The following is a 23660-nucleotide window of genomic DNA, read 5'->3' on the forward strand; positions in this document are numbered from 1 at the left end:
CCTCCCCTCCCCCTCCGAGTCCCCCGACTCCCCCGGAAAGTGACCTCATGACCGTGAACCCCATCGCCGAGCCGCGCAAGCGCCTCGACGGCCAACTCGGTACCGGCTCCATCGTCTTCATGGTGATCGCCGCCGCAGCACCACTCACCGTGATCGGCGGCAACGTCCCCATCGCGATCGGGACCGGCAACGGCGCCGGAGCGCCGATCGGCTTCGCCCTCGCCGCCGTGATCCTCCTCGTCTTCTCCGTCGGCTTCGTCACCATGACGCCGTTCGTCCGCGAAGCCGGCGCGTTCTTCTCCTATGTGACGGCCGGACTCGGCTCTCGTCTCGGCCTCGGTTCCGCGTTCACCGCACTCGTCGCCTACACGGCGATCCAAGTCGGCGTGTACGGCTACATGGGTTGGGCGCTCGACGACCTCGTCACGTACTTCGGCGGCCCGAGCCTGCCCTGGTGGCTGTACTCCTTCGCGACGATGGCGATCGTCGCGGTGCTCGGCTACCGACACATCGACCTGAGCGCGAAGGTACTGGGCATCGCACTGACGCTCGAGATCCTCGTGGTCGTCGTGCTCGACGTCGTCATCTTCGCGACGGGCGGCGCGGACGGCATCGCGGTCGCGACCTTCGACCCCGCCAACATCTTCACCGGTGGGATCGGCGTCGCCGTGCTCTTCGCCCTCACCGGCTTCATCGGCTTCGAGGCGACCGCGGTCTTCCGGGACGAGGCGCGCAACCCGGAACGCACCATCCCGCGAGCCACGTACCTGGCCGTCGTCATCATCGGTGTGTTCTACGCCATCTCCTGCTGGGCGCTCGTGACGGGCGTCGGCGCAGGGAACGCCGTCGCGATCGCCCAGCAGACGCTCGCCGGCGACGGCAACCTCCTGCTCGACACGACGACGACCTACCTCGGCCCGATCATGCGTGATGTCGTCCAGGTGCTGCTCATCACGAGCCTGTTCGCGTGCGTGCTGTCCTTCCACAACGTCATCGCGCGTTACCAGTTCACGCTGGCGCAGAAGTCGGTGCTGCCCGCCCGCCTCGGCAGGCGTCACCCCGCACACCACTCCCCGTCGACCTCCTCCATCGTGCAGACGGTGACGGCGGCCATCGTCCTCGCCGCGCTCGCCCTCGCCGGCCTCGACCCGCTCGTCGGGGTCTTCGGATCCATGGCCGGGGTGGCGACCGTCGGGATGGTCCTCCTCATGCTGACGACCTCGATCGCCGTCCTCGTGTTCTTCGCGCGCCGACCCGAGCTCGTCGCCGGCCGCACCTGGGGTGCGCGGGTGTTCCCGATCCTCGCGGTGGTGGGACTCGCCTTCGCGCTGTGGCTGGTGCTGTCGAACTTCACGCTCGTCACCGGCGGAAGCGTCACCGTGAGTGTCGTGCTCGCCCTCATCCCCGTGGTCGCCATGCTGATCGGTATCGTGGCGGGGAAGCGGTTCCCGCTGGACGCCGAGCCGGACGGTGCGGTGAGCGAGGCGACCGCCGACCAGCCGACGGCCGGCTGAGCCAGGGTCGCGGAGTCGATCAGCGACGAGACGGGGTGCCATGGATCTGGGTTCGCCCTCGCTCGGAGCCATCCGACGCACGACCGCCGTCGACACCGTCCGCGCGCGCATCTCGCTGGCGCTGGAGCTCGGGATGCTGGTGCCCGGCCAACGGCTCCCGGCACCAGAGGAAGCGGCTCGAGCGTTCGGGGTCAGCGAGATGTCGGTGCGTCGTGCCTATCGGGCGCTGAGCGACGAGGGTGTCGTCGTGCGGCGGCAGGGCAACACGGGTGGCACGTTCATCTCGGATGCACCCGCGGTGGGCACCGTTCCCGAGATCGCCGCCTACCGCGAGGACGCCGTCCACGTGCACGCGCTCATCGACCAGCGCGCGACGCTCGAAGCCGGGCTGGCGGCGCGGGCTGCCGCTGCACCGGGGGCATCCTCCCTGCGTCGACTCGACGACCTCGTGGCGACCATGCGGACCGAGCCGGACTGGAGCCGGTTCCGCGAGGCGGATGCGGCGTTCCACGCCGAGCTGGCGATGTCGGCGGGCGTGCCGGGCGCGGCCGACCTCCATGACCGCGTGTCCCGTGAGCTGTACTCCTACTTCATCCCCTATCGGATCGAGTACCTGCGCGCGTCGAATGAGGAGCACGCTCAGCTCGTCGAGGCGCTCCGCGTCGGCGATGCGGCAGCCGCGAGCCGCCTGGCCTTCGACCACGTCGCGGAGCTCCACCGCTCGATGTACGTCGGCCTCGCGGGCGTCGGCTCTGCCGAGAGTGCGCAAAACGCTCCCTGAATCGCAATGAGCCGACCGAATGCGCACTCTCGGTGGAGGGTGTGGACAATGGGAGCAGATATCCCCACGGGATCGGGAGGATGGGTCGGTGCCCCGCCATCGCCCGCTCCCGCCACGGCTCCACGGCACGGCGTTCGCGGTCGGTGACCGAGCGCTGCACGGCCAGACCAGCGGGAGACTGCGTGGCGTCGATCTCGACGCTCCGTTCTGGGGCGTGCGCTCGGTCGATGTCGATCTGGGGGACGTCTTCGGACGCTGCGCAGCGTTCTCCCCTCGGCGCCGACCAGGGTGGGTGTTCAGCCATCTCACTGCGGCGGAACTCCTGGGTGCCCCGCTGCCGAACTCTTGCACGCACGACGCGGACCTCCACATCGGCGCGCTTCACGGCGTACAGCCTGCGCGTTGCCGAGGGGTCGTCGGTCACCGGCTCGCCGAGACGACCCGCACGACCCAGATCCGAGGCTTCACCCTCACCGCGCCGGCCGACACCTTCGCGCTTCTCGCGACGATGCTCGAGCTTCCGGACCTCGTCGCGGTCGGTGATTTCCTCGTGTCGGGGTCGCGATCACGAGGTGGCTCGCGTGTCGACGTGCGCACAACGATCGACGAACTCACGGCCGCCGTGGCCGCTTACGGCTCTCGACGCTCGGCTCGGGTTCTCCGCGACGCCCTTCCGCTGGTCCGCGTCGGCGTCGACTCCCGACCTGAGACACACCTGCGGCTCGCGCTCATCGATGCGGGCCTCCCGGAGCCGAGCGTCAATCCGGCCGTGCCCGTCGACGGCGGCACCGCGGTTCTCCATCCGGACCTCGCCGAAGTTCGCCTCCGCATCGCGTACGAATACGAAGGCGATCTGCACCGCACCGACCAACGACGATTCAGGAACGACATCGTTCGCCGCGAGCGATTCGAGGCGGCCGGGTGGCGGGTCGTCCGCGTCACTGCGCACGACCTCTTCGTCGACCGCGCGTCGTTCATCGCACGGGTTCGACGGCTTCGGAGGCTCGTTGAGAGTGCTCATTCCGCTCGCTGATGCCGCATGAGAGCGCAGAAGAAGCACTCTCGACGAGACCTCAGAAATCCGACATGCGCCGTACTAAGGCATAGTGGGGACGGGTTCACCCCCGCCGCGAAGGAGTGAGAGCATGATCGACAAGGCCTCGATACAGGACTTCCCGCCGATGACGGCATCGCTGCTGGCGGACAATTCCGGCGTGTTCCGCGTCGGCACCGCCGAGCAGTACCTGACCGCCACCGACGCGGGAACGGCCCGCCGCCAGCTCGTCGAACTGATGCAGGCGGAGGCCCGGAAGGCGGGTCGACCGATCCGTGTGACGGTGACCGACCCGACGAGCGTCACCGTGCTCCTCATCGGTGTCGACGGCGAACTGCAGGAGGAACCGCAGTCAGCAGCGCCCGCGCGCACCGCGCAGCGGGCCACGCCACCGCCCGCAGCCGCGCAACGAGTGCCGCTCATCCAGGCGCCACCGCCCACGCCCTCCCAGCCGACACCCGCACGCCCGACCCCTGTTCAACCGCAGACACCGCCCCGCGCCGCACCCGCCCAGCCGTCGACACCTGCGCCGGTTTCGGCGCAGCCCGCGCCGCCGGTCTCCGCCAATCCGCAGTCGACCACGACGCCGCAGCCCGTCCCGCCACAGCGCCCGACCGTGCAGCAACCCGCGTTCGACACACCGCCGTTCCAGCCGATCTCGAACCAGCCGAACGCGCAGCAGGCGCCCGTACCCGCGCAGCGCGCGGTCCCGGCACAGCAGTCGGTGCAGGCGCCGCCGTCCGCGCCCGCGCAGCAGCAGCCCCCGGTTCCGCAGCAGCAGCAGGCTCCCGGCCAGCCGGCCGCCCCGGCTCGCCGCGATCTGCGCGATGCACCCTCGTTCCTCGCGCCGCCCACGATCGGCCCGGCGCAGCACGGGCTCGCCGGCCTGCTCAACAAGCTCGGCTTCTCGGTGCCGCCGTCGGCGACCGAGCGGGCCGAGCGTGACGACGTCCACGCCGTGTCACGCCACTTCCCGAGGCGTCGCACCATCTCCGTCGCGAATCAGAAGGGCGGCGCCAACAAGACGCCGACCGTCGTCAACCTGTCTTCCGTCTTCGCCCGGTACGGCGGTGGCGGTGTCGCGGCCTGGGACAACAACGAGACCATGGGCACGCTCGGCTGGCGGACCGAGCAGGGCGGCCACGATTCGACCGTCCTCGACCTGCTCGCCGCGGCGGGCGACCTCCTCTCCCCCGGCGCCGAGCGAGCCGACCTGTCGCGGTTCGTCCACCACCAGCCCGGCGACAAGTACGAGGTCCTGCGATCCGCGGCCGACGGCGAGCACGTGGTGACCGCCGACGAGGTCGACCTCGTCCATCGCGTCCTCGCGAAGTACTACCGCCTGATCGTCATGGACTCCGGTAACTCGGCCGGAGCACCCAACTGGCGGCGCATGGTGGAGCTGACCGATCAGCTCGTCATCCCGACCACGACCGTCGAGGACAAGAAGGAGGGCGCGCGACTCACCCTCACCGCCGTCAGCCGGGTGAGCGAGCGCGGTGCCGAGCTCGCGCGCAACGCCGTCGTCATCGTCTCCGAGGCCGAGGCGAAGGACACGTCGATCGCCAACGCCTACGCCGAGGACTTCCGTCCCTACGTGCGCGACGTCGTCGTCGTGCCCTTCGATCCCGCGTTGAAGAACGGCGTCATCCGTCACGACGCCCTGCGATCGAGCACGCAGCGGGCGTGGCTCGCAGCGGCTGCCGCGGTGTCCCGCGGACTCTGACCGGCACGGGCGCTGGTCGTCGACCGGTCCACGTCGATCATCCTCGGGCGTGCTGCACGATCGCGGTCAGGGCGTCGAGGTAGGACTCGAAGGCGACTCGCCCCTCCGCCGTGAGTGCGATGCGACGGCCACGGCGGTCCGTGTCACTCTTCCCGATCTCGATCACCCCGGCGTCTGCGAGCGCCGAGAGGTGCTTCGAGAGGGCCGACTTGCTGACACCGGTGATGCGCAGGAGCGAGGCGAAGTCGGCGTACTCGGCGGGAGCGAGCGCGGACAGTAGCGCGAGGCGTGCGGGCTCGTGGAAGAGCGGGTTCAGCGCGGGACGGGTGACGGCGGCCTCGGTCGCCGCATCGTCATCACGCATCGCCGGTCCGCGGCCGCCCGCCGACGGATGGACCGCCGGACGCGAGGCGGATGAGCGCCGGCAAGCAGGCTGCGAAGACCAACATGGCTGCGGCGAGCGCCGAGACGGTGTTCGGGGCCACGAGGTCTGCGGACCGCGCGGCCCACTGGACGAGGACGTACACGGCCGCGACGGCGACACCACTCATCGTGAGGAGCAGTGTGCCGACGCGATCCGACCAGTCGAGGCGCAGCTTGAGCGGTCGACTGACGGACAACGCCACGAATCCCAGGGAGACCAGGCCGAGGAGCCACAGCATGTCGAGGTCGACGACCACCCCGAGAGCGATGACGAGCGCCGCGGTGATGACCGCCGTGCCGAGGGCTCCCTGCCGGGCAGCGCTGCGGGAGGCGTCTCGTGCGGCGTTCAAACGATCCTGCGCGTCGCCGTGGTTCATGATGGACCTCCAGTCGTTGCGTCTGAAGAAACTATCAGATCGTTGCCTGAAGCGAAACTATTTGGTCGACGGTGCCTCAGTTCCTCCGGTGTCCAGCTCGCCGCGCAGGTCTAGACGGCGAGCGACACCTGCCGACCGAGCGCTTCGATCGCAGCCTCGTCGCGCTGGTAATGCGACCACTGGCCGATCCGGGTGCACGTCACGAGGCCGGCGCGCTGGAGCGTGGCCATGAACTGCGAGGCGGTCGACTGCGACACCTCAGCCCTCGCCTGGATGTGCTTGAGGCACACGCCGACCTCGGCCGCCGGCTGATCCTGCGGCGGGAACGACTCCGGATCCTTCAACCACCCCAGGATCGCGAGGCGAGTCGGATGTCCGAGCGCCTTGAAGATCGCCACCAGGTCCAACTCGCCAGCGCTCGTCATATCTCAACCATATCGCAATATCGCGATTCCACGATGTTGTGCAACACTATGGATCGGTAAATCGCGATCTAACGATGGAGATGTCATGACGCAGCACACAGCACTGGTGGTCGGCGCCCGCGGGGTGATCGGCGGGAACCTGATCACCCACCTCGAGGGGCTCGGCTGGGACGTGGTCGGGTTGTCCCGCCGCGGCGGCACCGACCGGGGATCCGTCAGGCACCTCGCGGTGGACCTGCTCGACCGCGACGCGACCATCCGCCGGTTGCGGGGCCTGTCCGAGATCACACACATCTTCTACGCCGCGTACCAGGACCGCCCCAGCTGGGCAGAGCTCGTCGCGCCGAACCTCGCGATGCTCACCAACGTCGTCGACGCCGTCGAACCTGTCGCGCCGGGCCTCGAACACATCAGCCTGGTGCAGGGCTACAAGGTCTACGGCGCACACCTGGGGCCTTTCGCCACACCGGCGAAGGAGTCCGACCCGCCGCACATGCCACCGGAGTTCAACGTCGACCAGCAGCAGTTCCTCGAGCGCCGCCGGGTCGGGGCCAGCTGGTCATGGTCGGCGTTGCGGCCGTCGGTCGTGGCCGGGATCGGCCTCGGCAACCCGATGAACCTGGCGATGGTCATCGCCGTCTACGCCTCCATGAGCAAGGAGCTCGGCATCCCGCTGCGCTTCCCCGGCAAGCCCGGCGCCTACACGACCCTGATCGAGATGACGGACGCCGACCTCCTCGCGAAGGCCACGGTGTGGGCGGCGACCACGGAGCACGCCCGCAACGAGGCGTTCAACATCACGAACGGCGACCTGTTCCGGTGGTCGTCGATGTGGCCGAAGATCGCCGCCTTCTTCGACCTCGACGTCGCGCCGCCACTCGAGATGAGCCTCTCCGAGGTGATGGCCGACAAGGAGGCCCTGTGGAACGCGATGGTCGAGCGGCACGGCCTCGCGCCCACCAGCTACGCAGCAGTGTCGTCGTGGGCGTTCGGCGACTTCGTCTTCGCGTGGGACTACGACGTCATCGCCGACACCTCGAAGTCCCGCCGGGCCGGGTTCCACGAGTACGTCGAGACCGAGGCGATGTTCCTCCGCATCTTCCAGGACCTGCGGGAGCAGCGACTGATCCCGTAAGCGTCGGAGCCCGGCCCGAACACCAGCCCACCGGTGAGCGGGACGGCGACGCCCTGCTTCATCGACGAATGCCGGCGGTAGCGCCGTGTTCCCGCTCGAACGTCTGCTGCGTCCGACGCGAAGCCGCTACCCGCCGGATGCCGAAGCACGCCCAGACGGTCCAGAACACCGCCATCGCCCAGCTGAGCGGGGCGCCTGCGGCTGCGAACCAGACGGAGCCGACCACGAAGAGCAGACCGACCGTGATCATCGCCCAGCCGACGGTGCGCTCACGTTCGAAGGCGAGCCGTTGCTGCACGAGCGAGTCCATGGGAGGACGCTATCGCGGGATCCGGAACGACGGCGCACGAACCGACGAGACCGCGGCCAGGTCAAACGGGCGCCGATCACTCATGCCCGGTGAGCCGACGATCGAGGCGCTCGAGGTCCGCCTCGACCATGGCGACGTCCCGCGCGAACGCGTCGTCGTCCAGCTCGATCTGACGCACGGTGAAGACCACCTCGGCACCCTCCGGATGGGCCAGCACGCGGACCGGGTTCGTCACGACGGTCCCCGACGGCAGGGTCACATCGTGGTCGAGCACGCCGAAGCGGTTGCGCTCGACGAACCGGACCTCCACCCGACCCATCGGCGACTCGACGAACAGCGAGTCACCCTCGCGGACCACCTCGGCCTGTGCGAGACCGGCCGCCCACCGCGGAAGGTTGTCGATGTCGGACGCGTAGTCGTAGACGGCTTCCGGCGAAGCGCCGATGACCCGGCTCACGTGGTGACTGCTCATGACCGCATCCTGCCACCTCGGTGCGGAATCCATCGGCCACGTCCCGCCCGCGGATGATGCTCCGCGGGCGGGATCGTCCTGCGGGCTGACGACTCGACCGTTGACGATCCGTAGCCTGGAGTCATGCCCGGCAACACCCGCAGTCGCTCGTCATCTCCATCACCGTCCCCCATGGACCGGCGACGTCGGCGGCGCCGGCGTGGCCTCATCGCGGCCGCCGTCGCGGCATCATTCCTCGCGCTGGTGGTCGGCGGCGCCGTCGTCGCCGCGCCGCTCCTGCGGTCATACGGGATCTACCTCGTCCCGCCGTCGCCGCAGACGTACGCCGAGGTCGCACTGGATGCGATGCGGCAGGGGATCGACGCGACACCGCACCACTACACGCAGGTGCGGGAGCGGGCTCTGGCCTCCGTCGCGGACGCCTCCGACTACGCCGACACCTACGGGCCGCTCGAGGAGGCGGCGACCGAGTTGGGCGGTCCGCACACCACTTTCAACGATCCTGCGTCCGCGGCCGAACTGTTCGGCCCGTCGTCGGGATCGAAGGCGGAGAACGAACTGCCCACCGTCACGAGCGCTGACGGCGTGACGACCATCCGCCTCCCGACGCTCATCGGTGGCGGCTCCGGAACGGACTCCTTCGGCCAGCGGTACATCGATACGGCCGTCGAGGCGATCACCGCCGCCGCACCCGACACGTCGGCGTGGGTGGTCGACCTGCGGGACAACCACGGCGGCAACGTGTGGCCCATGCTGGCCGCCATGGCACCGCTACTCGATGACGGGACCGTCGAGACCTTCGAGTCCGTCGACGGGTCCACGGTGGTATCCGTGGACGGCGGGACCGTCTCCTCCGACGGCACACGACAGGGTGCGGCGACGACACCGCAGCCGAAGGTGCACGGGCCGATCGCCGTGGTCATCAACGGGATGACCGGTAGCTCTGCGGAGGCGGTCGCGATCGCCTTCATCGGGCAGTCGAACGTGCACGTGTTCGGACAGCCGAGCTACGGCTTCAGTACGGCGAATCAGCCGGTCCGCCTCTACGACGGCGCGGTCGTCAATCTGACCGTGGCCGTCGACGCCGACCGTACCGGCAAGCGCTACGGCGTCCCGATCGTGCCCGACACCCCCGTCGAGGACGTCGCGCAGCTCCCCGCGGCAATCAGCACGTGGCTCGCCGATCGCGGGTGATCTCGGGGGCGCCGTTCGTGTGACGACCGACCGGGGACGTGTTAGACACGAGGCATGACGCACTTCCCGATGACGCATGACCTCGGCCGGATCGACGTCGTGACGCTCGACGACACCGCCGCTCTCAGTCAGGACGTCGCACTCGACATCGAGCAGGTGCAGGCGGCTTGGCCGGCGTTCGAGAACTCGTTCGACTCGCTGCAGGGCCGCAGGATGATGGGCCTGGTCTACGGAGGAAGTGACCGGTACCGCATGGCGTCCGTGCGGCTGGACCGGGATGCCGACAACCCGCTCGGCCTGGATGAGACCGTGATCCCCGGCGGCGACTATCTCCGGCTGCGTCTTCGCGGCGAGCCGCCCGGCGTCTACGCCCGGATCGGCGACGCCTTCGACGTGCTCTTCGACCTCGCCGATCACGAGGAGAGCCGTCCCCACATCGAGCATTACCGGCGCGAGGGCGAGGTCGACTGCCTCGTTCCGATCAGGTCGCCGCGCTGAGCGGTCGACTCAGCCCACCAAGGGGTACCAGTGTCGGTCGCGCAGATGATGCTCGTCATCGTCGAGGTGCACCCACGTGCCGTCGGTCATCGGACTCGCGTCCGACGCCCACACACCGAAGTGGGCGACCGGCGCCGGCCAGTCGTATCCGTCGGCCAGTACCTCCACGACGTTGCGTACGGCGCCGATGAACTGCAGGCCCAGCTGCTCGCCGGTGATGCGCTGCGCCAGTTCGCGAACGGCAGCCGTGCCGTCGGCATCAGTGGATGCAGCCTCGAGCATCGGCAGATCGAGGCGAGCTGTGCCCTGCCTCGGCACGCAGAACACCCGGTCGGAGTCGCGCAGGAGCAGGCGCACGACCGACATCGGCCGGGGTGGCGTCGTCCGGCGGACGACCTCGGCCCGGCCTCCAGGAGGCAGCCACGGCGCGTCATGCGTCACGTGGACGAGCGTCTCGTCTTCGTTCACGCCGCGAGCGTACCTGAACCGAGGGAGCGTGACCGGTCCCTGCCCACGCATCCTGAGCGGCGGTGTTCACGAGCCGTCCGGCGATCGTGTCCTCAGCGGAAGTCGCCCAGCTGGCGCTCGACGGGCACCGTGCCCTCGACGATCACGTCGCCGGTGTGCGCAGTCGTGACGGTCTCGATCAAGACGATCTCGACCTCCTCGTCGGCGATGGGATTGTGCTGCACGCCTCGCGGCACGACGAAGAACTGGCCCGGCGTGAGCACGACCTCCTCATCGTCGGGGAGCTGGATGCGGAGCGTGCCGGAGACGACGAGGAACATCTCGTCCTCGTTCGCGTGGTCGTGCCAGACCAACTGGCCGAGGAGCTTCGCGACCTTCACGTATTGATCGTTGACCCGCCCGACCACTCGAGGCGTCCAATGGGCCTCGACCTGTCGGAGTTCGGCGGCGATGTCGATTCCGTGGAGAGCGTTCATGTGTCCATCCTCTCCCGGCTGGAGTGCGCATGCGGACGTCCCTCATCAGCAGGGGCATCGAGCATGAGGGTTCTGGCGACGACGTCAGACGGGTCGGTACCGCATGGCGACCGCGCCCGAGCGGAACTCCCGGCGGTCCACGAGCTCGAGCTCGATGCGCTCGCGCAGCCCGGCGAGCAGGGTCGGGCCGCGTCCGGCGAGCACCGGCTGCACGAGGAACTCGTACTCGTCGATGAGTCCCAGGCCGGCCAGCGCGAGCGGCAGCGTCACCCCACCCACCCACGGGTCCTCGCCCGGTTCCTGCTTCAGCCGCCGGACCGCCTCCTCGAGGTCGCCACGGACCAGCTCCGCGTTCCAACCGACGTCACCCAACGTGCTCGAGACCACGTGCTTGTTCGCCCGGTCGATGGTCTCCGCGAAGGGCACCTGCCACGGCTCGACCCAGTCCGGCCAGGTGCCGGAGGCAGGCCTCCGCCAGGCCGACTCCATCATCTCGTAGGTCACCCTGCCGAACAGGAGGGCGTCCGCCCGCGCCAGCTGCGCGGTCCAGTACCGCATCGACTCCTCGTCGGGTGGGAGCCCCGCCTCGTGATGACAGCACCCGTCGAGCGTCACGTTGATCGAGTATCGGAGTGGTCTCATCGCACTGCGCTCCCTCACGGATCGACGGCCTCCCGACGCTGGGAACCCGTCTGGCCAGCGAACCACGTCGCTGATCGGATGTCGATCACAGGTGTCTCGTCGCCCTGCCAGACTGGCGTCGATGATCATCCGCACCGAACGAACCACCCTCGAACCGATCTCACCGGCGCTCGCGCGACGCATCGTCGAACGCGACGAACGTGACGGTGACGACTGGCACCCGGAGTACCCCTTCGCCGATGAGCTCGGCCCGCTCCGCGGTCTCGCGGAATCGACCGTCAGCGACCCGATCTTCACGATGTACCTCATCCGTGATGCCGACGGTTCGGCCGTCGGTGGACTCGGCTTCTTCGGGCCGCCCGACAGCGACGGTCGCGTCGAGTTCGGCTACGGTCTCGTTCCCGCCGCTCGCGGGGTCGGACTCGCGACGCAAGCGGTCGTCGGCGCGCTGTCGTTCGCCGCAGCGCACGGCGCAGGACGGGCGGCCGCTGAGACCGACGTCACGAACGTCGCATCACAGCGGGTCCTCCTGAAGGCGGGACTCGCGGAGACCGGACGCACGACCACGACGGTGTCGTTCGCGCGCGAGCTCTGACAGGAGATGCAAGCCATGGTCGAGGCCTGATGGCTCCGCTCGCCCGAGCGGAACGTGAGGAGACCGTCGGGGTTCCGGGGATCGACGTATGGATCCCGTGAGGACCGGGGCTCGCGCGGGTGGTGAGGCGTAGACCGGAGGTCATGACCCTCACGACGATCCTGCCTTCACTCCGCCGCAGCATCCCGGACCCGTTCGCCCCCGACCGCTGGCCGGCACACACCCACCTCAGCACGACGGACGTGATCGTCGACGACGTTCCGATGCTGCGCCTGGCCGAACAGTGCGGAACCCCGTGCGTCCATTCGGCGGCAGCGGTGATCCCCGGCACGGGCGGGTGCCCGTCCCCCGCCGCACGCACCTCCGTGGTCGTCGTCCGCGTGAACACGGCGATCTTCGACGAGGACGGCCATCACCTCACCCTCGACGCCTGCCTCTCAGACGTCGAACCGTGCTGGTCGGAACTCCGGCTCATCGGGCGAGCGTCGACGACGCACACGGTGCCGTTCCGCATCGGCAGCGAGGCCGGAATCGAGCAGCGCGTGCCACTCCCCCGCGACCTCGCGCCCGGCGACCTGCTCGCCGTGCCGTGTCGCGGCGAGGTCGCTCAGTCGGTCGGCTCGGCGTCGGGCTTCATCCAGAACGGCGAGTAGTGGTACCCGTCGGGGTCGTCGAATTGGCGCTGGTACATGAACGGGTAGTCGTCGGTGTCGCCGATCCGTCCACCTGCGGCGCCGGCCCGCTCCACGAGCTCGTCGACCGCCTCGCGGCTCCCGAGGTCGAAGGAGACCGTGACCTTGGAGGGCGTGTCGGGTCCACCGATCAGCTCCTCAGTGCCGCCGACGCTCGCGTACATCTCGCGGCTGCCGAGCATGACGTACTGCTCGGGCGCGATCTCGAAGCAGGACACCTGGTCGGTGGACATCGCGGCGTTGCGGGTCCAGCCGAGGGCGTCGTAGAAGGCGGTCGCGCGGTCGACGCTCTCGACCGGACACGTGATGAAGAGGCTCATGCGGTCAAGCTACGCCCGGCGTGAGCGGGTCCACAAGGACGTTCTTCCGAGGTTCACTCGGACGGCGCCCATGGCACGGTCGGGTCGATCGCCGTCGCGATCTTCGCGCTGATCTCGGCCAGTTGCCGCACCTGCGCCTGGGTGAGCGAGCCGAAGACGAGCTCCTCGACCAGGGCGTGGTGCGCGGGCGTGGACCGCGCGACGTGGGCGTGGCCGTCGTCCGTGAGAACGGCGAGGGTGAACCGACCGTCGGTCGGATCGACCTCGCGTCGCACCCAGCCTTGCTTCTCCAGTCGCGAGATCGCGCGGGAGAGCCGGGAGAGTGTGCTGCTCGCGTACCCGGCGAGGGTGCTCATCCGGAGCGTGCGGTCCGGGGCGGTGTCGAGCGCGAAGAGCAGCCCGTGCTCGTAGTGGCTCAGCCCGCTGTCGCGCTGCAGCTGGGCGTCGAGGGCGGCGGGGAGTCGCTCGAGCAGGGTGGCGACGGACGCCCAGGCCGCAAGCCGATCACCGCTGAGGCCGGGACGTTCGGCGGGATCGGTCATGGGGCAAGCTTATTCGACTTGCTTGAGCAAGTGAACCGACTTAGGGTGACTTTCCTGAGCAAGTGAATCGGCGCATCGCCGAAAGAGGAAGATGACATGGACCTACAACTCCGAGGCAAGACCGCCTTCATCAGCGGATCGACCGGTGGCATCGGCGCAGCCATCGCCCGGACGCTCGCCGCGGAGGGCACACGGGTCATCGTGAACGGGCGCTCCGAGCAGGCGGTGCATGATGCGGTCACCGCACTTCGGCGCACGCACCCCGACGTCGGCCACGACGGGATCGTCGCGGACTTCGCCGATCCGGCCTCCGTCGAGCGACTGCTCGGCGACCTCGGCGCCGTCGACATCCTGGTGAACAACGTGGGCCAGTTCGGTCTCGCGCAGTTCGAGTCCGTCTCGGACGACGACTGGGCCCACATCCTCGAGGTCAACCTGATGAGCGGCGTCCGACTGTCCCGGCACGTCCTGCCAGGCATGTTGGATCGCGGCTGGGGGCGCATCCTGTTCGTCAGCAGCGAGTCCGGCGTGAACATCCCCGCCGACATGATCCACTACGGCGTCACGAAGGCGGCGATGATCGCCCTCGGCAACGGACTCGCGAAACGGACCCGTGGTACCGACGTGACGGTCAACACGATCCTCGGCGGCCCGACCTACTCGGACGGCGTCGCCGCCACGATCGAGGCCATCGCCGCCGACCAGTCCGCACCGGCCGACGCCGTGAAGGCGTCGATCATCGGCCAGAACCGCACCACGCTGCTCGAACGCTTCCTCGAGCCCGAGGAGATCGCCGCGCTTGCGGCCTACCTCGCGAGCCCGCTGGCGTCGGCGACGAACGGTGCGGCCCTGCGTGCGGACGGCGGAGTGCTGACCGGGATGCTCTAGGCGCAGGCTGGTCGCGATGGCAACCCTCGCGGTCGACGACCTGCTGTGCCGAGGGCCCGGCACCGACGTCACTCGGAGGAGCGACGCTCCCGTACCGCGTCGAAGGTCCGCTGCAGCGCACCGATGGACACTTCGGAGTCGACCTGGGCGACACCGATGAAGAGACAGTCGACGACCATCAGCTGAGCGATCCGACTGCCGAGCGCTCCCGAGCGGAACGCCGTCTCCCGCGCGGACGTCTGGAGGACGATGTCCGCGCTGGTCGCCAGGGTCGACTCCGCGTGGTTCGTGATCGCGATGGTCGTCGCGCCGGAGCGGGCCGCGAGCCGAAGGTAGTCGATGGTGTCCGCGGTCGCGCCGGAGTGCGAGATAGCGACGGCGACCGCCTGCTCGTCGAGGATCGCAGCGGCGGTCCAGGCGGCATGCGGGTCGGGCCACTCGAGCGCCACGCGCCCGATCCGTGAGAGCTTCCGCTGCAGGTCGACGGCGACGATGGAGCTCGCTCCGACACCGAAGATGTCGACCCGGCGAGCGCCGGCGACCGCTGCGACTGCACGGGTGAGGGCTGCCGTGTCGAGCGCCTGTGCGGTGTCGGCGATCGAGAGGGATTCGTTCGCGGCGACCTTCGCGACGATGTCGTCGAGGCTGTCTCCGGCGACGATGTCGGGCGACTGCACGTTCGTCCCGGCGAGTGCGAGCCGCTCGCGGAGGTTCTCCTCGGTCAGGTCGTGGCGGAAGTCCTTGAAGCGGTCGTAGCCGACCTTGCGCGTGAAACGGACGACCGTCGTCGTCGAGGTCGAGGCCTCCTCCGCGATCTCGGCGACCGACCGCGTCGCGAAAGCGCCCGGGTCGGCGAGCAGCGATTCGGCGATCCGCCGCTCGGAGGGACGGAGTTCGTCGAGGCGGGCACGCACCTCGGTGGACACCGCCCGTGATGTCCGGTGGACGTCGGCTCCCATCGGTGCTCCTCTCGACCGTGAACACTGTACCGTCGGCACCCACCGGCGGGATGTATGGAAATTACCATCCATCGTCGAACTGTGTATGTTTGTTGCAACGACTCGCGACCGGTGCCCTCCTCAGGTGCGGACTGGCCGACACGTATAGCGGAGTACCGCGGGTACTGCCGGCATGCACGATCCAGGAACCAAGGGAGGTCCCGTGACCAGCTCCACACCACGCAGCGACGTGATCAGCAGCACCGCCCGACGCCGGGCCATCGTCGCCGGCAGCGTCGGCAACTTCATCGAGTGGTACGAGTTCGGGATCTACGGGTTCCTCGCCACGATCCTCGCCGCACAGTTCTTCAGCGACGGCCAACAGACCGGTATCGAGTCGCTCATCGCGACCTACGCGTCCTTCGCGATCGCCTTCTTCTTCCGCCCGGTCGGGGCTGCGCTCTTCGGCCGCATCGGCGACCGGATCGGCCGCAAACCGACGCTCATCCTCGTCCTGGTCATGATGTCCGGGGCGACCGCCCTCATCGGCATCCTCCCGACGTACGCCTCCATCGGCGTCGCGGCGCCCATCCTGCTCACGATCGTGCGCATCCTGCAGGGCCTCTCCGCCGGCGGTGAGTTCGGCGGCGCCGTCTCGGTCATGACCGAGTTCGCCCCGGCCGGGAAGCGTGGCTTCTACGGATCGTGGCAGTCGTTCACGGTCGCACTCGGACTCCTCGGCGGCGCCGGCACCGTCGCGCTGCTGGCATCCCTGCTGTCCGAAGCCGATCTGGCGGCGTGGGGCTGGCGGATCGCCTTCCTGCTCGCCATCCCCCTCGGCGCGGTCGCCCTGTTCCTCCGCTTGAAGCTCGAGGAGACGCCGGAGTTCCAGAAGGTCGCCACCGCCGACACCACCAAGGTCGCCGAGCCGGTCGTCCGCGCGGGTGCCGCAGAGACCGCCAAGGCGATCCTCCTGGGGATCGGCCGCCTGATGGGCTGGTCCGCAGCCGGATACACCTTCCTCGTCGTCATGCCCTCCTACCTCCAGAGCAGCCTCAACGCGTCCTTCCAGGAGGCGCTGATCTCCACGGTGCTCGCGAACGCCGGCTTCGCGGCGACGATCCTCCCGGCCGGCTGGCTGTCGGACAAGATCGGTCGGCGTTGGGTGATGCTCACCGGCACTGGTCTCATCGTGATCCTGGCGCTGCCCCTGCTCAACGTGCTGCAGAACCCGGACCTCGGCGTCGGTGTCCACGGCCTCGCCGTGTTCGTCGCCGGAGCGGTCGTCGGCCTGATCGCAGGCCCGGGCCCCGCCATGCTCGCCGAGATGTTCCCCACCTCCGTGCGGTACACCGGTCTCGGACTGTCCTACTCGATCTCGAACGCCGTCTTCTCGGGCAGCGCCGGCCTCATCATCACCTCGCTGATCGCCTCGACCGGGAACGTCGACGTCCCGGCCTACTACGTGATGGCGACCTGCCTGGTGAGCGCGATCGCCATCGGCACGCTCCGCGGGAACGCCCACCGGGCGGAGCTGCGCAAGTGAGCCGCCCGATGCGCGTCATCGGCCTCATGTCCGGCACCTCGCACGACGCGATCGACGCCGCCGCCGCCGAGATCGGCGTGGACGGCGACACGCTCGTCGTCCGCCCGCTCGGGATGATCACCGCCGGGTACGACCCGGAACTGCGAGCCGCGATCACCGCAGCCCTGCCGCCGGCGACCACCACTGTCGACGACGTCTGCCGTTTGGACACGCGGATCGGGCAGGCCTTCGCCGATCTCGCGGTCCGAGCGGTCGCGGAACTCTGCGACGGGGAGGCCGACCTGATCGTCTCCCACGGCCAGACGATGTACCACTGGGTCGAGGACGACCGGGTCGAGGGCACGCTCCAGCTCGGCCAGCCGGCCTGGATCGCCGAACGCACGGGCTGCACCGTCGTCGCCGACCTGCGTTCGCGTGATGTCGCGGCCGGCGGGCAGGGTGCTCCGCTCGTGAGCATGATCGACGCGCTCTGGCTGGGTGGCGAGACCGCTGCGGCCGTCAACCTCGGCGGCATCGCCAACGCCACCATCGTGCGGCCGGGCCACGACCCGATCGCGTTCGACAGCGGACCGGCGAACGCCCTCATCGACGCCGTCGTCGCCGAGCACACCGGCGGCGCCCGGCAGTTCGACGCCGACGGCGAGCTCGCCGCGCGTGGCACCGTCCACGAGGAGACGCTCGACCTCCTCCTGCGCGAGCCGTACTACCAGCGCCCCGCTCCGAAGTCGACGGGCAAGGAACTGTTCCACCTCGACTACCTCCGCGAGCAGCTCGCCGGCCGTCCGACGCTTCCGATCGAGGACCTCGTCGCGACCCTCACCGAGCTGACCGCACGGACCGTGGCGGACGCCGTCCGTGGGGTGGAACGCGTCATCCTCGCCGGCGGAGGGGTGCGCAATCCTCAGCTCGTCGCGCGCATCCGGGCCGCACTCCCCGAGGCCGACGTCGTCAGCAGCGACGACGCGGGCCTCCCATCCGACGCGAAGGAGGCGCTCGCCTTCGCCGTCCTCGGCTTCCTGACGGTGAACGGCCAGGCCGGATCCCTCCCCTCGGCCACCGGCGCCTCACACGGCAGCGTTCTGGGCGCGATCGTCCCGGGACACTCGCTCCCCGCGCGGACGCTCGACGGTCCTCCTCGCGCGCTGCGGTTCGAAGCATGACCGACGACAGCCCCACGGATCACCACGACGGCGTCAGCCCGTCCGACCCAGAACGGAGGGCCGTTCGTGCCTGAAGCATCGAGTACCTTGGCAGCGCTCTCCACCGAGGGACGCAACCCGCGCACGGTCGACCTCGACACGCTGGACACGCTCCGGCTGCTCGAGGTGATCAACGACGAGGACCGACTCGTCGCCGACGCGGTCCGAGCGGAACTGCCGAGCATCGCGCGCGCCGTGGAACGCATCACGGAGGCTCGCCGGCAGGGTGGGCGACTCGTCTACCTCGGTGCAGGGACGAGCGGCCGGATCGGACTGCTCGACGCGGTCGAGTGCCCGCCGACCTTCGGCACCGATCCCTCCGAGGTGCTGGGGCTCATCGCCGGGGGCGAGCACGCCTTCGTCGTCGCCGTCGAGGGCGCCGAGGACGACCTCGAGCTCGGCGCCTCGGAACTCATCGCGGCCGACCTCCGCCCCACGGACGTCGTCGTCGGTCTCGCGGCCAGCGGTCGCACCCCGTACGTCATCGGCGGCCTGCGCTACGCACGCCATCTGGGCGCGGGGACGATCGCGGTGTCCTGCAACCGGAACGCCCGGATCAGCGCCGAGGCGGACATCGCCATCGAGGTGATGACCGGCCCCGAGGCGCTCACCGGTTCGACCCGGCTGAAGGCCGGCACCGCGCAGAAGCTCGTCTGCAACATGCTGTCCACCGCGTCCATGGTGCGCTCGGGCAAGGTCTTCTCCAATCTCATGGTCGACGTGAAGCCGACCAACGAGAAGCTCGTCGACCGCGCACAGCGCATCGTCGCGGACGCCACCGGTGTCGAGCGGTCGCTCGCCGACGCCGCCCTGGAGCAGGCCGGCGCACACGCCAAGACCGCCGTCGTCATGCTGCTCGCCGATGTGGACGCGGCGACGGCCGCCCGGCTGCTCGAGTCGCACGACGGCGATGTCCGCTCGGCCGTTGCTGCGGCGAGCGCCTGAGTAGGAACGAAAGGACACCGTGGAGATCATCATCCTTCCCGACGCCGCCGAGGTCGGTCGCGTCGCCGGTGCGAAGATCGCGTCGATCGTCGCCGGGCGGCCCCAGGCCGTCATCGGCCTGGCGACCGGGTCCAGCCCACAGGGCATCTACAAGGAGCTGGCCCGTCGCGTGCAGGCGGGCTCGCTGTCGTTCGCCGAGGCCCGCGGCTTCGCGCTGGACGAGTACGTGGGCATCCCGGCCGACCACCCCGAGTCGTACGCCAGCGTGATCGCGCGCGAGGTCGTCGTCCCGCTCGGCTTCGAACCCTCGCGCGTCCGCGTCCCGGACGGTCGCGCCGCAGACCTCGCGGCCGCCGCGAAGGAGTACGACCGGGCCATCGCCGAGGCCGGCGGCATCGACGTGCAGATCCTCGGCATCGGGTCGAACGGACACATCGGGTTCAACGAGCCCACGTCGTCGTTCGCGTCACGCACGCGCATCAAGACCCTCGCGCCGAAGACCCGCCAGGACAACGCCCGCTTCTTCGACTCGCCCGACCAGGTGCCGACCCATTGCATGACGCAGGGACTCGGGACCATCCTCGAGGCGCGCGAGCTCGTGCTGGTCGCCCAGGGCGCCGGGAAGGCCGATGCCGTCGCGGCCGCCGTCGAAGGACCGCTCAGCGCGTTCGTCCCCGGGTCGGCGCTCCAGTTGCACGAGCACGCGACCGTCGTCATCGACGAAGCGGCGGCATCAGGGCTGCGGTTGTCGGACTACTATCGCTACACCTACGACAACCGGCCGGACTGGCAACGCTTCGAATGAATCGGCCGGGCGATGGCCGACGACGCCCCCGTCCTCTGAGGCGTCCGGCCACCGTAGCCGCAACCCAGCACCCCGCTCCCCTGCACCCCGCTGACGCCCGCATTCGAGAAGGAAGCCTCGTGGCACACCCGACCACCGCCCCATCCCGCATCACCGAAGCCATCGGCGGAGCCGTGGGCGATCCCTCCCGGATCCGCACCCGAGCGATCGACCTGGCTGCCTACGCCGGGGATGCATCGCACTACCTGCTGACGCCCGAGGCGGTCGTCATCGCGGAGAGCGCTGCCGAGGTCGCAGCGATCCTCCGGGCGGCGACGCGGTCCGCCGCACCCGTCACGTTCCGGTCGGGTGGCACGAGCCTGTCCGGCCAGGCGTCCGGTTCCGGCATCATCCTCGACACCAGGCAGCGGTTCAAGACCATCGAGGTGCTCGACGACGGTAAGCGCGTGCGGGTGCAGCCAGGGGCGACGGTGGCGCAGGTCAACGCGCGACTCACCCGACTCGGCTACCGGCTCGGCCCGGACCCGGCGAGCGAGGTGGCGTGCACGATCGGCGGTGTGATCGCGAACAACTCCAGCGGTATGGCCTGCGGGATCGACGAGAACACCTATCGGACGCTGGAGTCGATGGTGTTCGTCCTCCCGTCCGGCACCACGATCGACACGGCCGACCCGACGGCCGACCGGCAGCTCCACGAAGCGGAACCGGAGCTCGCCGAGGGCATCGAGCGCCTGCAGCGCCGCGTGCGATCGGCCCCGGCCTCCGTCGCGTCCATCGAGCGCCAGTTCTCCCTGAAGAACACCATGGGGTACGGGATCAACGCGTTCCTCGACTTCGAGTCGCCCGTGGACGTCCTGCAGCACCTCATCATCGGCTCGGAGGGCACGCTGGCGTTCGTCGCCGAGGCGACCTTCCGCACCGTCCCCGTCCTCCCCCTGGTGTCGACGGCACTGGCCGTGTTCCCCTCCCTCGACGCGGCGACGCGTGCGCTGCCCGAGTTGGTCGCGTCCGGAGCCGCCACGCTCGAGCTCATGGACGCCACCTCCCTGACGGTCGGGCAGCGGCTCCCCGGCAGCCCGGCGGAGATCCAAGGGTTCACGCCGCAGGATCACGCGGCACTCCTCGTCGAGTACCGCTCCGAGGACGCCGTCGAGCTCCGGGACCGCGCGACGGCGGGCGGCGTGCTCCTGAACGGTCTGGACGTGCACGCGCCGGTGGTGTTCTCGAGCGACGCGTCCCAGCGGTCGCGCGCCTGGGCGCTCCGCAAGGGTCTCTACGCCTCGGTCGCGGGAGCGCGCCCCTCCGGCACCACGGCCCTCCTCGAGGACATCGTCGTCCCGACCGCGGCCCTCGCAGACACCTGCGCGAGCCTGCAGGAGCTCTTCGTGCAGCACGCCTATCGCGACTCGGTCATCTTCGGCCACGCGAAGGACGGCAACATCCACTTCATGCTGACCGACCGGTTCGAGGGCGACGCCGCGCTCGGCCGGTTCAACGGCTTCACGGAACAGATGGTCGACCTCGTCCTCGCGGCGGGCGGCAACCTGAAGGCCGAGCACGGCACGGGTCGCGCCATGGCACCGTACGTCCGCCGGCAGTACGGCGACGAGCTGTACGGGGTGATGCTCGAGCTGAAGCGGTTGGTCGACCCGGCCGGGGTGATGAACCCCGGCGTGCTGATCGACGAGGATCCCGAAGCGCACCTCCAGGGGATCAAGCTCCAGCCGACGGTCGAGGAGGAGGTCGATCGCTGCGTGGAGTGCGGGTACTGCGAACCCGTCTGCCCGAGTCGCGACCTGACGCTGACGCCGCGGCAGCGCATCGTCGTCCGCCGTGCCGAGGAGTCCGCTCGCGCTCGCGGGGACATCGCCCTCGCAGAGGAGTTGGCAGACGACTACGACTACGCCGGCGTGCAGACCTGTGCCGTCGACGGGATGTGCCAGACCGCGTGCCCGGTCCAGATCAACACGGGCGCGCTGGTCAAGCGCATCCGGCGAACGGAGGCGGCTCCGGTCGCCGCCGCGGGGTGGAAGGCGGCCGCCACCGGTTGGGGGCCGGTCACGCGGATCGGTTCGGTCGCACTCTCCGGCGCGAAGCTCCTGCCGGCTCCGGTGGTCGGTGCGGTGACCGACGTGGCCAGGGCCGTGCTCGGTACCGACACCGTGCCGAAGTACTCAGGAGATCTGCCGGGCGGCGGACGCTCGCGGAAGGCACTCGGTCGGACGGTGGGTGCCGCTGACGGCCCGACCGTCGGCATCTACGTTCCGGCGTGCGTGAACAGCATGTTCGGCGCGGCGGACGGCGGGGACGGCGTCATGGGCGCTTTCACCCGACTGCTCGAACGGGCGGGCCTGAGCATGATCGTGCCCGACGGCGTCGAGTCGATCTGTTGCGGCACCCCGTGGTCGTCGAAGGGCTTCGCGTCCGGCGCTGCGGTGAACGAGCAGCGCACGGTCGAACGCATTCGAGCGGCCGTGGCCGACAGCGGCCTGGTGGTCGTCAGCGACGCGTCGAGCTGCACCGAGGGCTTCGCGAAGCTCCTCAGCGAGAGCGGCGTGGTCGTCGAGGACGCGGTGGCCTTCGCCGCCCGGGAGATCCTGCCTCGGGTCGACGTCTCAGCGCAGATCGAGCAACTCGTCCTGCACCCGACCTGCTCCTCACGGCAGATGGGCCTCGACCCGGATCTCGTGCGGATCGGCGAAGCCGTGGCCGAGCGCGTGCACGTCCCGGACGACTGGGGCTGCTGCGCCTTCGCCGGCGACCGCGGCATGCTGCACCCCGAGCTGACGGCGGCCGCGACGAAAGCCGAGGCCGCCGAGGTCGCCGCCCTCGGTGCCGACGCGCACGCGTCCTGCAACCGCACCTGCGAGCTTGGTATGACCCGTGCCACGGGCGAGGACTACCGCCACGTGCTCGAGCTGCTCGACGCCGCGTCGTCCAGCGCGGTGGGTGGGGCAAGCCTGCGATGACGGGCTGAGTCGCTGACCGAGCCCTCGGCGGTGGGCGCGGCCACCTTGCCCGCAGGCCGCTGCTCGTCCTCGATAGCCGCATGGCGACAGGGATCGAGTCACGCCGCTCGCGCTCGGCCGGTGGACGGACGGAGGGGCCCGGGACGTGTCCCGGGCCCCTCCGTCACGCGTCGAGTGACTATGCGACGCAGGACTTCAGTCCGTAGACGGAGGCAGCCAGGCCCACGTAGGCGACGACGCCGGTGCCGGCCGTCTGGACGATGCCGTACGCGGACGCGCCGGTGCCGACGACGGCGACCAGGCAGTCCATGTTGATGGCGTTCGGATCGGCGACGGTGCCGTGCCCGGTCAGCGCGATGGTCTCGATCTGCTTGCCGTTGATGTACTTCTGCAGGTACGAGCCCTTGCAGGTGCTCAGCGCCGCGCCCTTGGTCATGCTGTAGGACGACCCGTCGGTGCCGACGCAGACGTATTCGTACTGCCCGGCGGGTTCGGCGTTCGCGGCGCCCGCCGCGCCGACGGTCAGCCCCATCGCTGCGACCGCGGTGATCAGGATCCGAGAGAACTTCGTACGCATCAGAGATACTCCTTTGTCTCGTTTGTTTCCGAAGCCGACACCGTACCCACCCGTCGTCGCTTGAAGTCAAGGACGAAGGCGTGTTACTCGCGGGCGCGCGTCCCACTTCGACGATCCGCGCGCCAGCCCGGCCCGATTGTGGCCACGGG

Annotated in this window: 27 protein-coding genes; 15 read left to right on the forward strand and 12 right to left on the reverse strand. The window is 69.7% G+C overall.

The window, feature by feature from the left end; genetic code table 11:
• Positions 1–47 precede the first annotated feature (47 nt).
• The 4 genes from BWO91_RS18785 (at position 48) to BWO91_RS18800 (ending at position 5075) form a co-directional block, all read left to right on the forward strand.
• A complete protein-coding gene (locus BWO91_RS18785; RefSeq protein ID WP_079003655.1) occupies positions 48–1514 on the forward strand; it encodes an APC family permease in 1467 nt (488 codons plus the stop codon).
• Between the two features lie 40 nt (positions 1515–1554).
• A complete protein-coding gene (locus BWO91_RS18790; protein WP_079003656.1) occupies positions 1555–2295 on the forward strand; it encodes a FadR/GntR family transcriptional regulator in 741 nt (246 codons plus the stop codon).
• An 88-nt stretch (positions 2296–2383) separates the two neighbouring features.
• The gene (locus BWO91_RS18795; protein WP_079003657.1) at positions 2384–3328 is read left to right on the forward strand and encodes a hypothetical protein; all 945 of its coding nucleotides are present in this window, start codon (positions 2384–2386) and stop codon (positions 3326–3328) included.
• A gap of 112 nt (positions 3329–3440) precedes the next feature.
• A complete protein-coding gene (locus tag BWO91_RS18800; protein WP_079003658.1) occupies positions 3441–5075 on the forward strand; it encodes a hypothetical protein in 1635 nt (544 codons plus the stop codon).
• 37 nt (positions 5076–5112) lie between these two features.
• Here BWO91_RS18800 and BWO91_RS18805 read toward each other — a convergent pair whose 3' ends face one another.
• The 3 genes from BWO91_RS18805 to BWO91_RS18815 form a co-directional block, all read right to left on the reverse strand.
• On the reverse strand, positions 5113–5439 hold the full coding sequence (locus BWO91_RS18805; RefSeq protein ID WP_079003659.1) for a transcriptional regulator: 327 nt from the start codon (positions 5437–5439) through the stop codon (positions 5113–5115).
• Positions 5432–5875, reverse strand: a complete 444-nt coding sequence (locus tag BWO91_RS18810; protein WP_079003660.1) for a hypothetical protein — start codon at positions 5873–5875, stop codon at positions 5432–5434. The genes BWO91_RS18805 and BWO91_RS18810 overlap by 8 nt, the downstream gene beginning before the upstream one ends.
• Before the next feature lie 110 nt (positions 5876–5985).
• Positions 5986–6300: an ArsR/SmtB family transcription factor gene (locus BWO91_RS18815; RefSeq protein ID WP_079003661.1), complete on the reverse strand. Its 315-nt coding sequence runs from the start codon at positions 6298–6300 to the stop codon at positions 5986–5988.
• An 85-nt stretch (positions 6301–6385) separates the two neighbouring features.
• Between BWO91_RS18815 and BWO91_RS18820 the strand changes: the two genes are divergently transcribed.
• Entirely contained in the window at positions 6386–7435 is a 1050-nt protein-coding gene (locus BWO91_RS18820; protein ID WP_079003662.1) for an SDR family oxidoreductase, read from the forward strand.
• Positions 7436–7493: 58 nt separating this feature from the next.
• Here the strand turns inward: BWO91_RS18820 and BWO91_RS18825 are convergent, their stop codons facing one another.
• Together BWO91_RS18825 and BWO91_RS18830 are read right to left on the reverse strand one after the other, a co-directional pair.
• Complete coding sequence (locus BWO91_RS18825) at positions 7494–7745, reverse strand: hypothetical protein (RefSeq protein ID WP_079003663.1); 252 nt, start codon at positions 7743–7745, stop codon at positions 7494–7496.
• 76 nt (positions 7746–7821) lie between these two features.
• Complete coding sequence (locus BWO91_RS18830) at positions 7822–8217, reverse strand: SRPBCC family protein (protein WP_205847550.1); 396 nt, start codon at positions 8215–8217, stop codon at positions 7822–7824.
• A 123-nt stretch (positions 8218–8340) separates the two neighbouring features.
• Here BWO91_RS18830 and BWO91_RS18835 point away from each other — a divergent pair, with 123 nt between their 5' ends.
• The gene (locus tag BWO91_RS18835) at positions 8341–9411 is read left to right on the forward strand and encodes a S41 family peptidase (protein WP_079003664.1); all 1071 of its coding nucleotides are present in this window, start codon (positions 8341–8343) and stop codon (positions 9409–9411) included.
• 54 nt (positions 9412–9465) lie between these two features.
• Entirely contained in the window at positions 9466–9909 is a 444-nt protein-coding gene (locus BWO91_RS18840) for a GyrI-like domain-containing protein (RefSeq protein WP_079003665.1), read from the forward strand.
• A 9-nt stretch (positions 9910–9918) separates the two neighbouring features.
• On the opposite strand, the gene BWO91_RS18845 is transcribed toward BWO91_RS18840, so the two are convergent.
• From BWO91_RS18845 to BWO91_RS18855, 3 genes are all read right to left on the reverse strand, one after another.
• Positions 9919–10377 carry an NUDIX hydrolase gene (locus tag BWO91_RS18845; protein WP_153303554.1) on the reverse strand — a complete coding sequence of 153 codons (459 nt, stop codon included), beginning with the start codon at positions 10375–10377 and terminating at the stop codon, positions 9919–9921.
• 92 nt (positions 10378–10469) lie between these two features.
• Entirely contained in the window at positions 10470–10853 is a 384-nt protein-coding gene (locus BWO91_RS18850; RefSeq protein ID WP_064295627.1) for a cupin domain-containing protein, read from the reverse strand.
• 84 nt (positions 10854–10937) lie between these two features.
• Positions 10938–11495 (reverse strand): dihydrofolate reductase family protein, encoded by a 558-nt coding sequence (locus tag BWO91_RS18855; RefSeq protein WP_079003667.1) that lies wholly within the window; start codon positions 11493–11495, stop codon positions 10938–10940.
• Between the two features lie 121 nt (positions 11496–11616).
• On the opposite strand from BWO91_RS18855, the gene BWO91_RS18860 reads away from it, so the two are divergent.
• Together BWO91_RS18860 and BWO91_RS18865 are read left to right on the forward strand one after the other, a co-directional pair.
• Complete coding sequence (locus tag BWO91_RS18860; protein ID WP_079003668.1) at positions 11617–12090, forward strand: GNAT family N-acetyltransferase; 474 nt, start codon at positions 11617–11619, stop codon at positions 12088–12090.
• A 143-nt stretch (positions 12091–12233) separates the two neighbouring features.
• Complete coding sequence (locus BWO91_RS18865; protein ID WP_079003669.1) at positions 12234–12743, forward strand: hypothetical protein; 510 nt, start codon at positions 12234–12236, stop codon at positions 12741–12743.
• On the opposite strand, the gene BWO91_RS18870 is transcribed toward BWO91_RS18865, so the two are convergent.
• On the reverse strand, positions 12698–13102 hold the full coding sequence (locus BWO91_RS18870; protein WP_071262095.1) for a VOC family protein: 405 nt from the start codon (positions 13100–13102) through the stop codon (positions 12698–12700). The genes BWO91_RS18865 and BWO91_RS18870 overlap by 46 nt on opposite strands.
• A 53-nt stretch (positions 13103–13155) precedes the next feature.
• Positions 13156–13644 carry a MarR family winged helix-turn-helix transcriptional regulator gene (locus BWO91_RS18875; RefSeq protein ID WP_079003670.1) on the reverse strand — a complete coding sequence of 163 codons (489 nt, stop codon included), beginning with the start codon at positions 13642–13644 and terminating at the stop codon, positions 13156–13158.
• A gap of 96 nt (positions 13645–13740) precedes the next feature.
• Here BWO91_RS18875 and BWO91_RS18880 point away from each other — a divergent pair, with 96 nt between their 5' ends.
• Positions 13741–14532, forward strand: coding sequence for an SDR family NAD(P)-dependent oxidoreductase (locus tag BWO91_RS18880; RefSeq protein ID WP_079003671.1), 792 nt, complete (start codon positions 13741–13743; stop codon positions 14530–14532).
• A gap of 68 nt (positions 14533–14600) precedes the next feature.
• Here the strand turns inward: BWO91_RS18880 and BWO91_RS18885 are convergent, their stop codons facing one another.
• Complete coding sequence (locus BWO91_RS18885) at positions 14601–15491, reverse strand: MurR/RpiR family transcriptional regulator (protein ID WP_079003672.1); 891 nt, start codon at positions 15489–15491, stop codon at positions 14601–14603.
• A gap of 202 nt (positions 15492–15693) precedes the next feature.
• Here BWO91_RS18885 and BWO91_RS18890 point away from each other — a divergent pair, with 202 nt between their 5' ends.
• From BWO91_RS18890 to BWO91_RS18910, 5 genes are all read left to right on the forward strand, one after another.
• Positions 15694–17016, forward strand: coding sequence for an MFS transporter (locus tag BWO91_RS18890; RefSeq protein ID WP_205847551.1), 1323 nt, complete (start codon positions 15694–15696; stop codon positions 17014–17016).
• Positions 17013–18176 carry an anhydro-N-acetylmuramic acid kinase gene (locus BWO91_RS18895; protein ID WP_240555598.1) on the forward strand — a complete coding sequence of 388 codons (1164 nt, stop codon included), beginning with the start codon at positions 17013–17015 and terminating at the stop codon, positions 18174–18176. The genes BWO91_RS18890 and BWO91_RS18895 overlap by 4 nt, the downstream gene beginning before the upstream one ends.
• Before the next feature lie 87 nt (positions 18177–18263).
• Entirely contained in the window at positions 18264–19160 is an 897-nt protein-coding gene (murQ, locus tag BWO91_RS18900) for an N-acetylmuramic acid 6-phosphate etherase (RefSeq protein ID WP_064295643.1), read from the forward strand.
• Positions 19161–19179: 19 nt separating this feature from the next.
• Positions 19180–19965, forward strand: coding sequence for a glucosamine-6-phosphate deaminase (gene nagB, locus BWO91_RS18905; protein WP_079003676.1), 786 nt, complete (start codon positions 19180–19182; stop codon positions 19963–19965).
• A gap of 119 nt (positions 19966–20084) precedes the next feature.
• Positions 20085–22934 carry an FAD-binding and (Fe-S)-binding domain-containing protein gene (locus BWO91_RS18910; RefSeq protein ID WP_240555599.1) on the forward strand — a complete coding sequence of 950 codons (2850 nt, stop codon included), beginning with the start codon at positions 20085–20087 and terminating at the stop codon, positions 22932–22934.
• Between the two features lie 178 nt (positions 22935–23112).
• On the opposite strand, the gene BWO91_RS18915 is transcribed toward BWO91_RS18910, so the two are convergent.
• A complete protein-coding gene (locus tag BWO91_RS18915; RefSeq protein WP_079003678.1) occupies positions 23113–23511 on the reverse strand; it encodes a hypothetical protein in 399 nt (132 codons plus the stop codon).
• Between the last annotated feature and the right edge of the window lie 149 nt (positions 23512–23660).

The organism is Plantibacter flavus (assembly GCF_002024505.1).
Taxonomy (GTDB): Bacteria; Actinomycetota; Actinomycetes; order Actinomycetales; family Microbacteriaceae; genus Plantibacter; species Plantibacter flavus_A.

Coding starts and splice junctions, on each gene's coding strand:
- BWO91_RS18785 (WP_079003655.1), top strand. CDS start 48: ATGACCGTGAACCCCATCGCCGAGCCGCGCAAGCGCCTCGACGGCCAA.
- BWO91_RS18790 (WP_079003656.1), top strand. CDS start 1,555: ATGGATCTGGGTTCGCCCTCGCTCGGAGCCATCCGACGCACGACCGCC.
- BWO91_RS18800 (WP_079003658.1), top strand. CDS start 3,441: ATGATCGACAAGGCCTCGATACAGGACTTCCCGCCGATGACGGCATCG.
- BWO91_RS18805 (WP_079003659.1), bottom strand. CDS start 5,439: ATGCGTGATGACGATGCGGCGACCGAGGCCGCCGTCACCCGTCCCGCG.
- BWO91_RS18810 (WP_079003660.1), bottom strand. CDS start 5,875: ATGAACCACGGCGACGCGCAGGATCGTTTGAACGCCGCACGAGACGCC.
- BWO91_RS18815 (WP_079003661.1), bottom strand. CDS start 6,300: ATGACGAGCGCTGGCGAGTTGGACCTGGTGGCGATCTTCAAGGCGCTC.
- BWO91_RS18820 (WP_079003662.1), top strand. CDS start 6,386: ATGACGCAGCACACAGCACTGGTGGTCGGCGCCCGCGGGGTGATCGGC.
- BWO91_RS18825 (WP_079003663.1), bottom strand. CDS start 7,745: ATGGACTCGCTCGTGCAGCAACGGCTCGCCTTCGAACGTGAGCGCACC.
- BWO91_RS18830 (WP_205847550.1), bottom strand. CDS start 8,217: ATGAGCAGTCACCACGTGAGCCGGGTCATCGGCGCTTCGCCGGAAGCC.
- BWO91_RS18835 (WP_079003664.1), top strand. CDS start 8,341: ATGCCCGGCAACACCCGCAGTCGCTCGTCATCTCCATCACCGTCCCCC.
- BWO91_RS18840 (WP_079003665.1), top strand. CDS start 9,466: ATGACGCACTTCCCGATGACGCATGACCTCGGCCGGATCGACGTCGTG.
- BWO91_RS18850 (WP_064295627.1), bottom strand. CDS start 10,853: ATGAACGCTCTCCACGGAATCGACATCGCCGCCGAACTCCGACAGGTC.
- BWO91_RS18855 (WP_079003667.1), bottom strand. CDS start 11,495: ATGAGACCACTCCGATACTCGATCAACGTGACGCTCGACGGGTGCTGT.
- BWO91_RS18860 (WP_079003668.1), top strand. CDS start 11,617: ATGATCATCCGCACCGAACGAACCACCCTCGAACCGATCTCACCGGCG.
- BWO91_RS18865 (WP_079003669.1), top strand. CDS start 12,234: ATGACCCTCACGACGATCCTGCCTTCACTCCGCCGCAGCATCCCGGAC.
- BWO91_RS18870 (WP_071262095.1), bottom strand. CDS start 13,102: ATGAGCCTCTTCATCACGTGTCCGGTCGAGAGCGTCGACCGCGCGACC.
- BWO91_RS18875 (WP_079003670.1), bottom strand. CDS start 13,644: ATGACCGATCCCGCCGAACGTCCCGGCCTCAGCGGTGATCGGCTTGCG.
- BWO91_RS18880 (WP_079003671.1), top strand. CDS start 13,741: ATGGACCTACAACTCCGAGGCAAGACCGCCTTCATCAGCGGATCGACC.
- BWO91_RS18885 (WP_079003672.1), bottom strand. CDS start 15,491: ATGGGAGCCGACGTCCACCGGACATCACGGGCGGTGTCCACCGAGGTG.
- BWO91_RS18915 (WP_079003678.1), bottom strand. CDS start 23,511: ATGCGTACGAAGTTCTCTCGGATCCTGATCACCGCGGTCGCAGCGATG.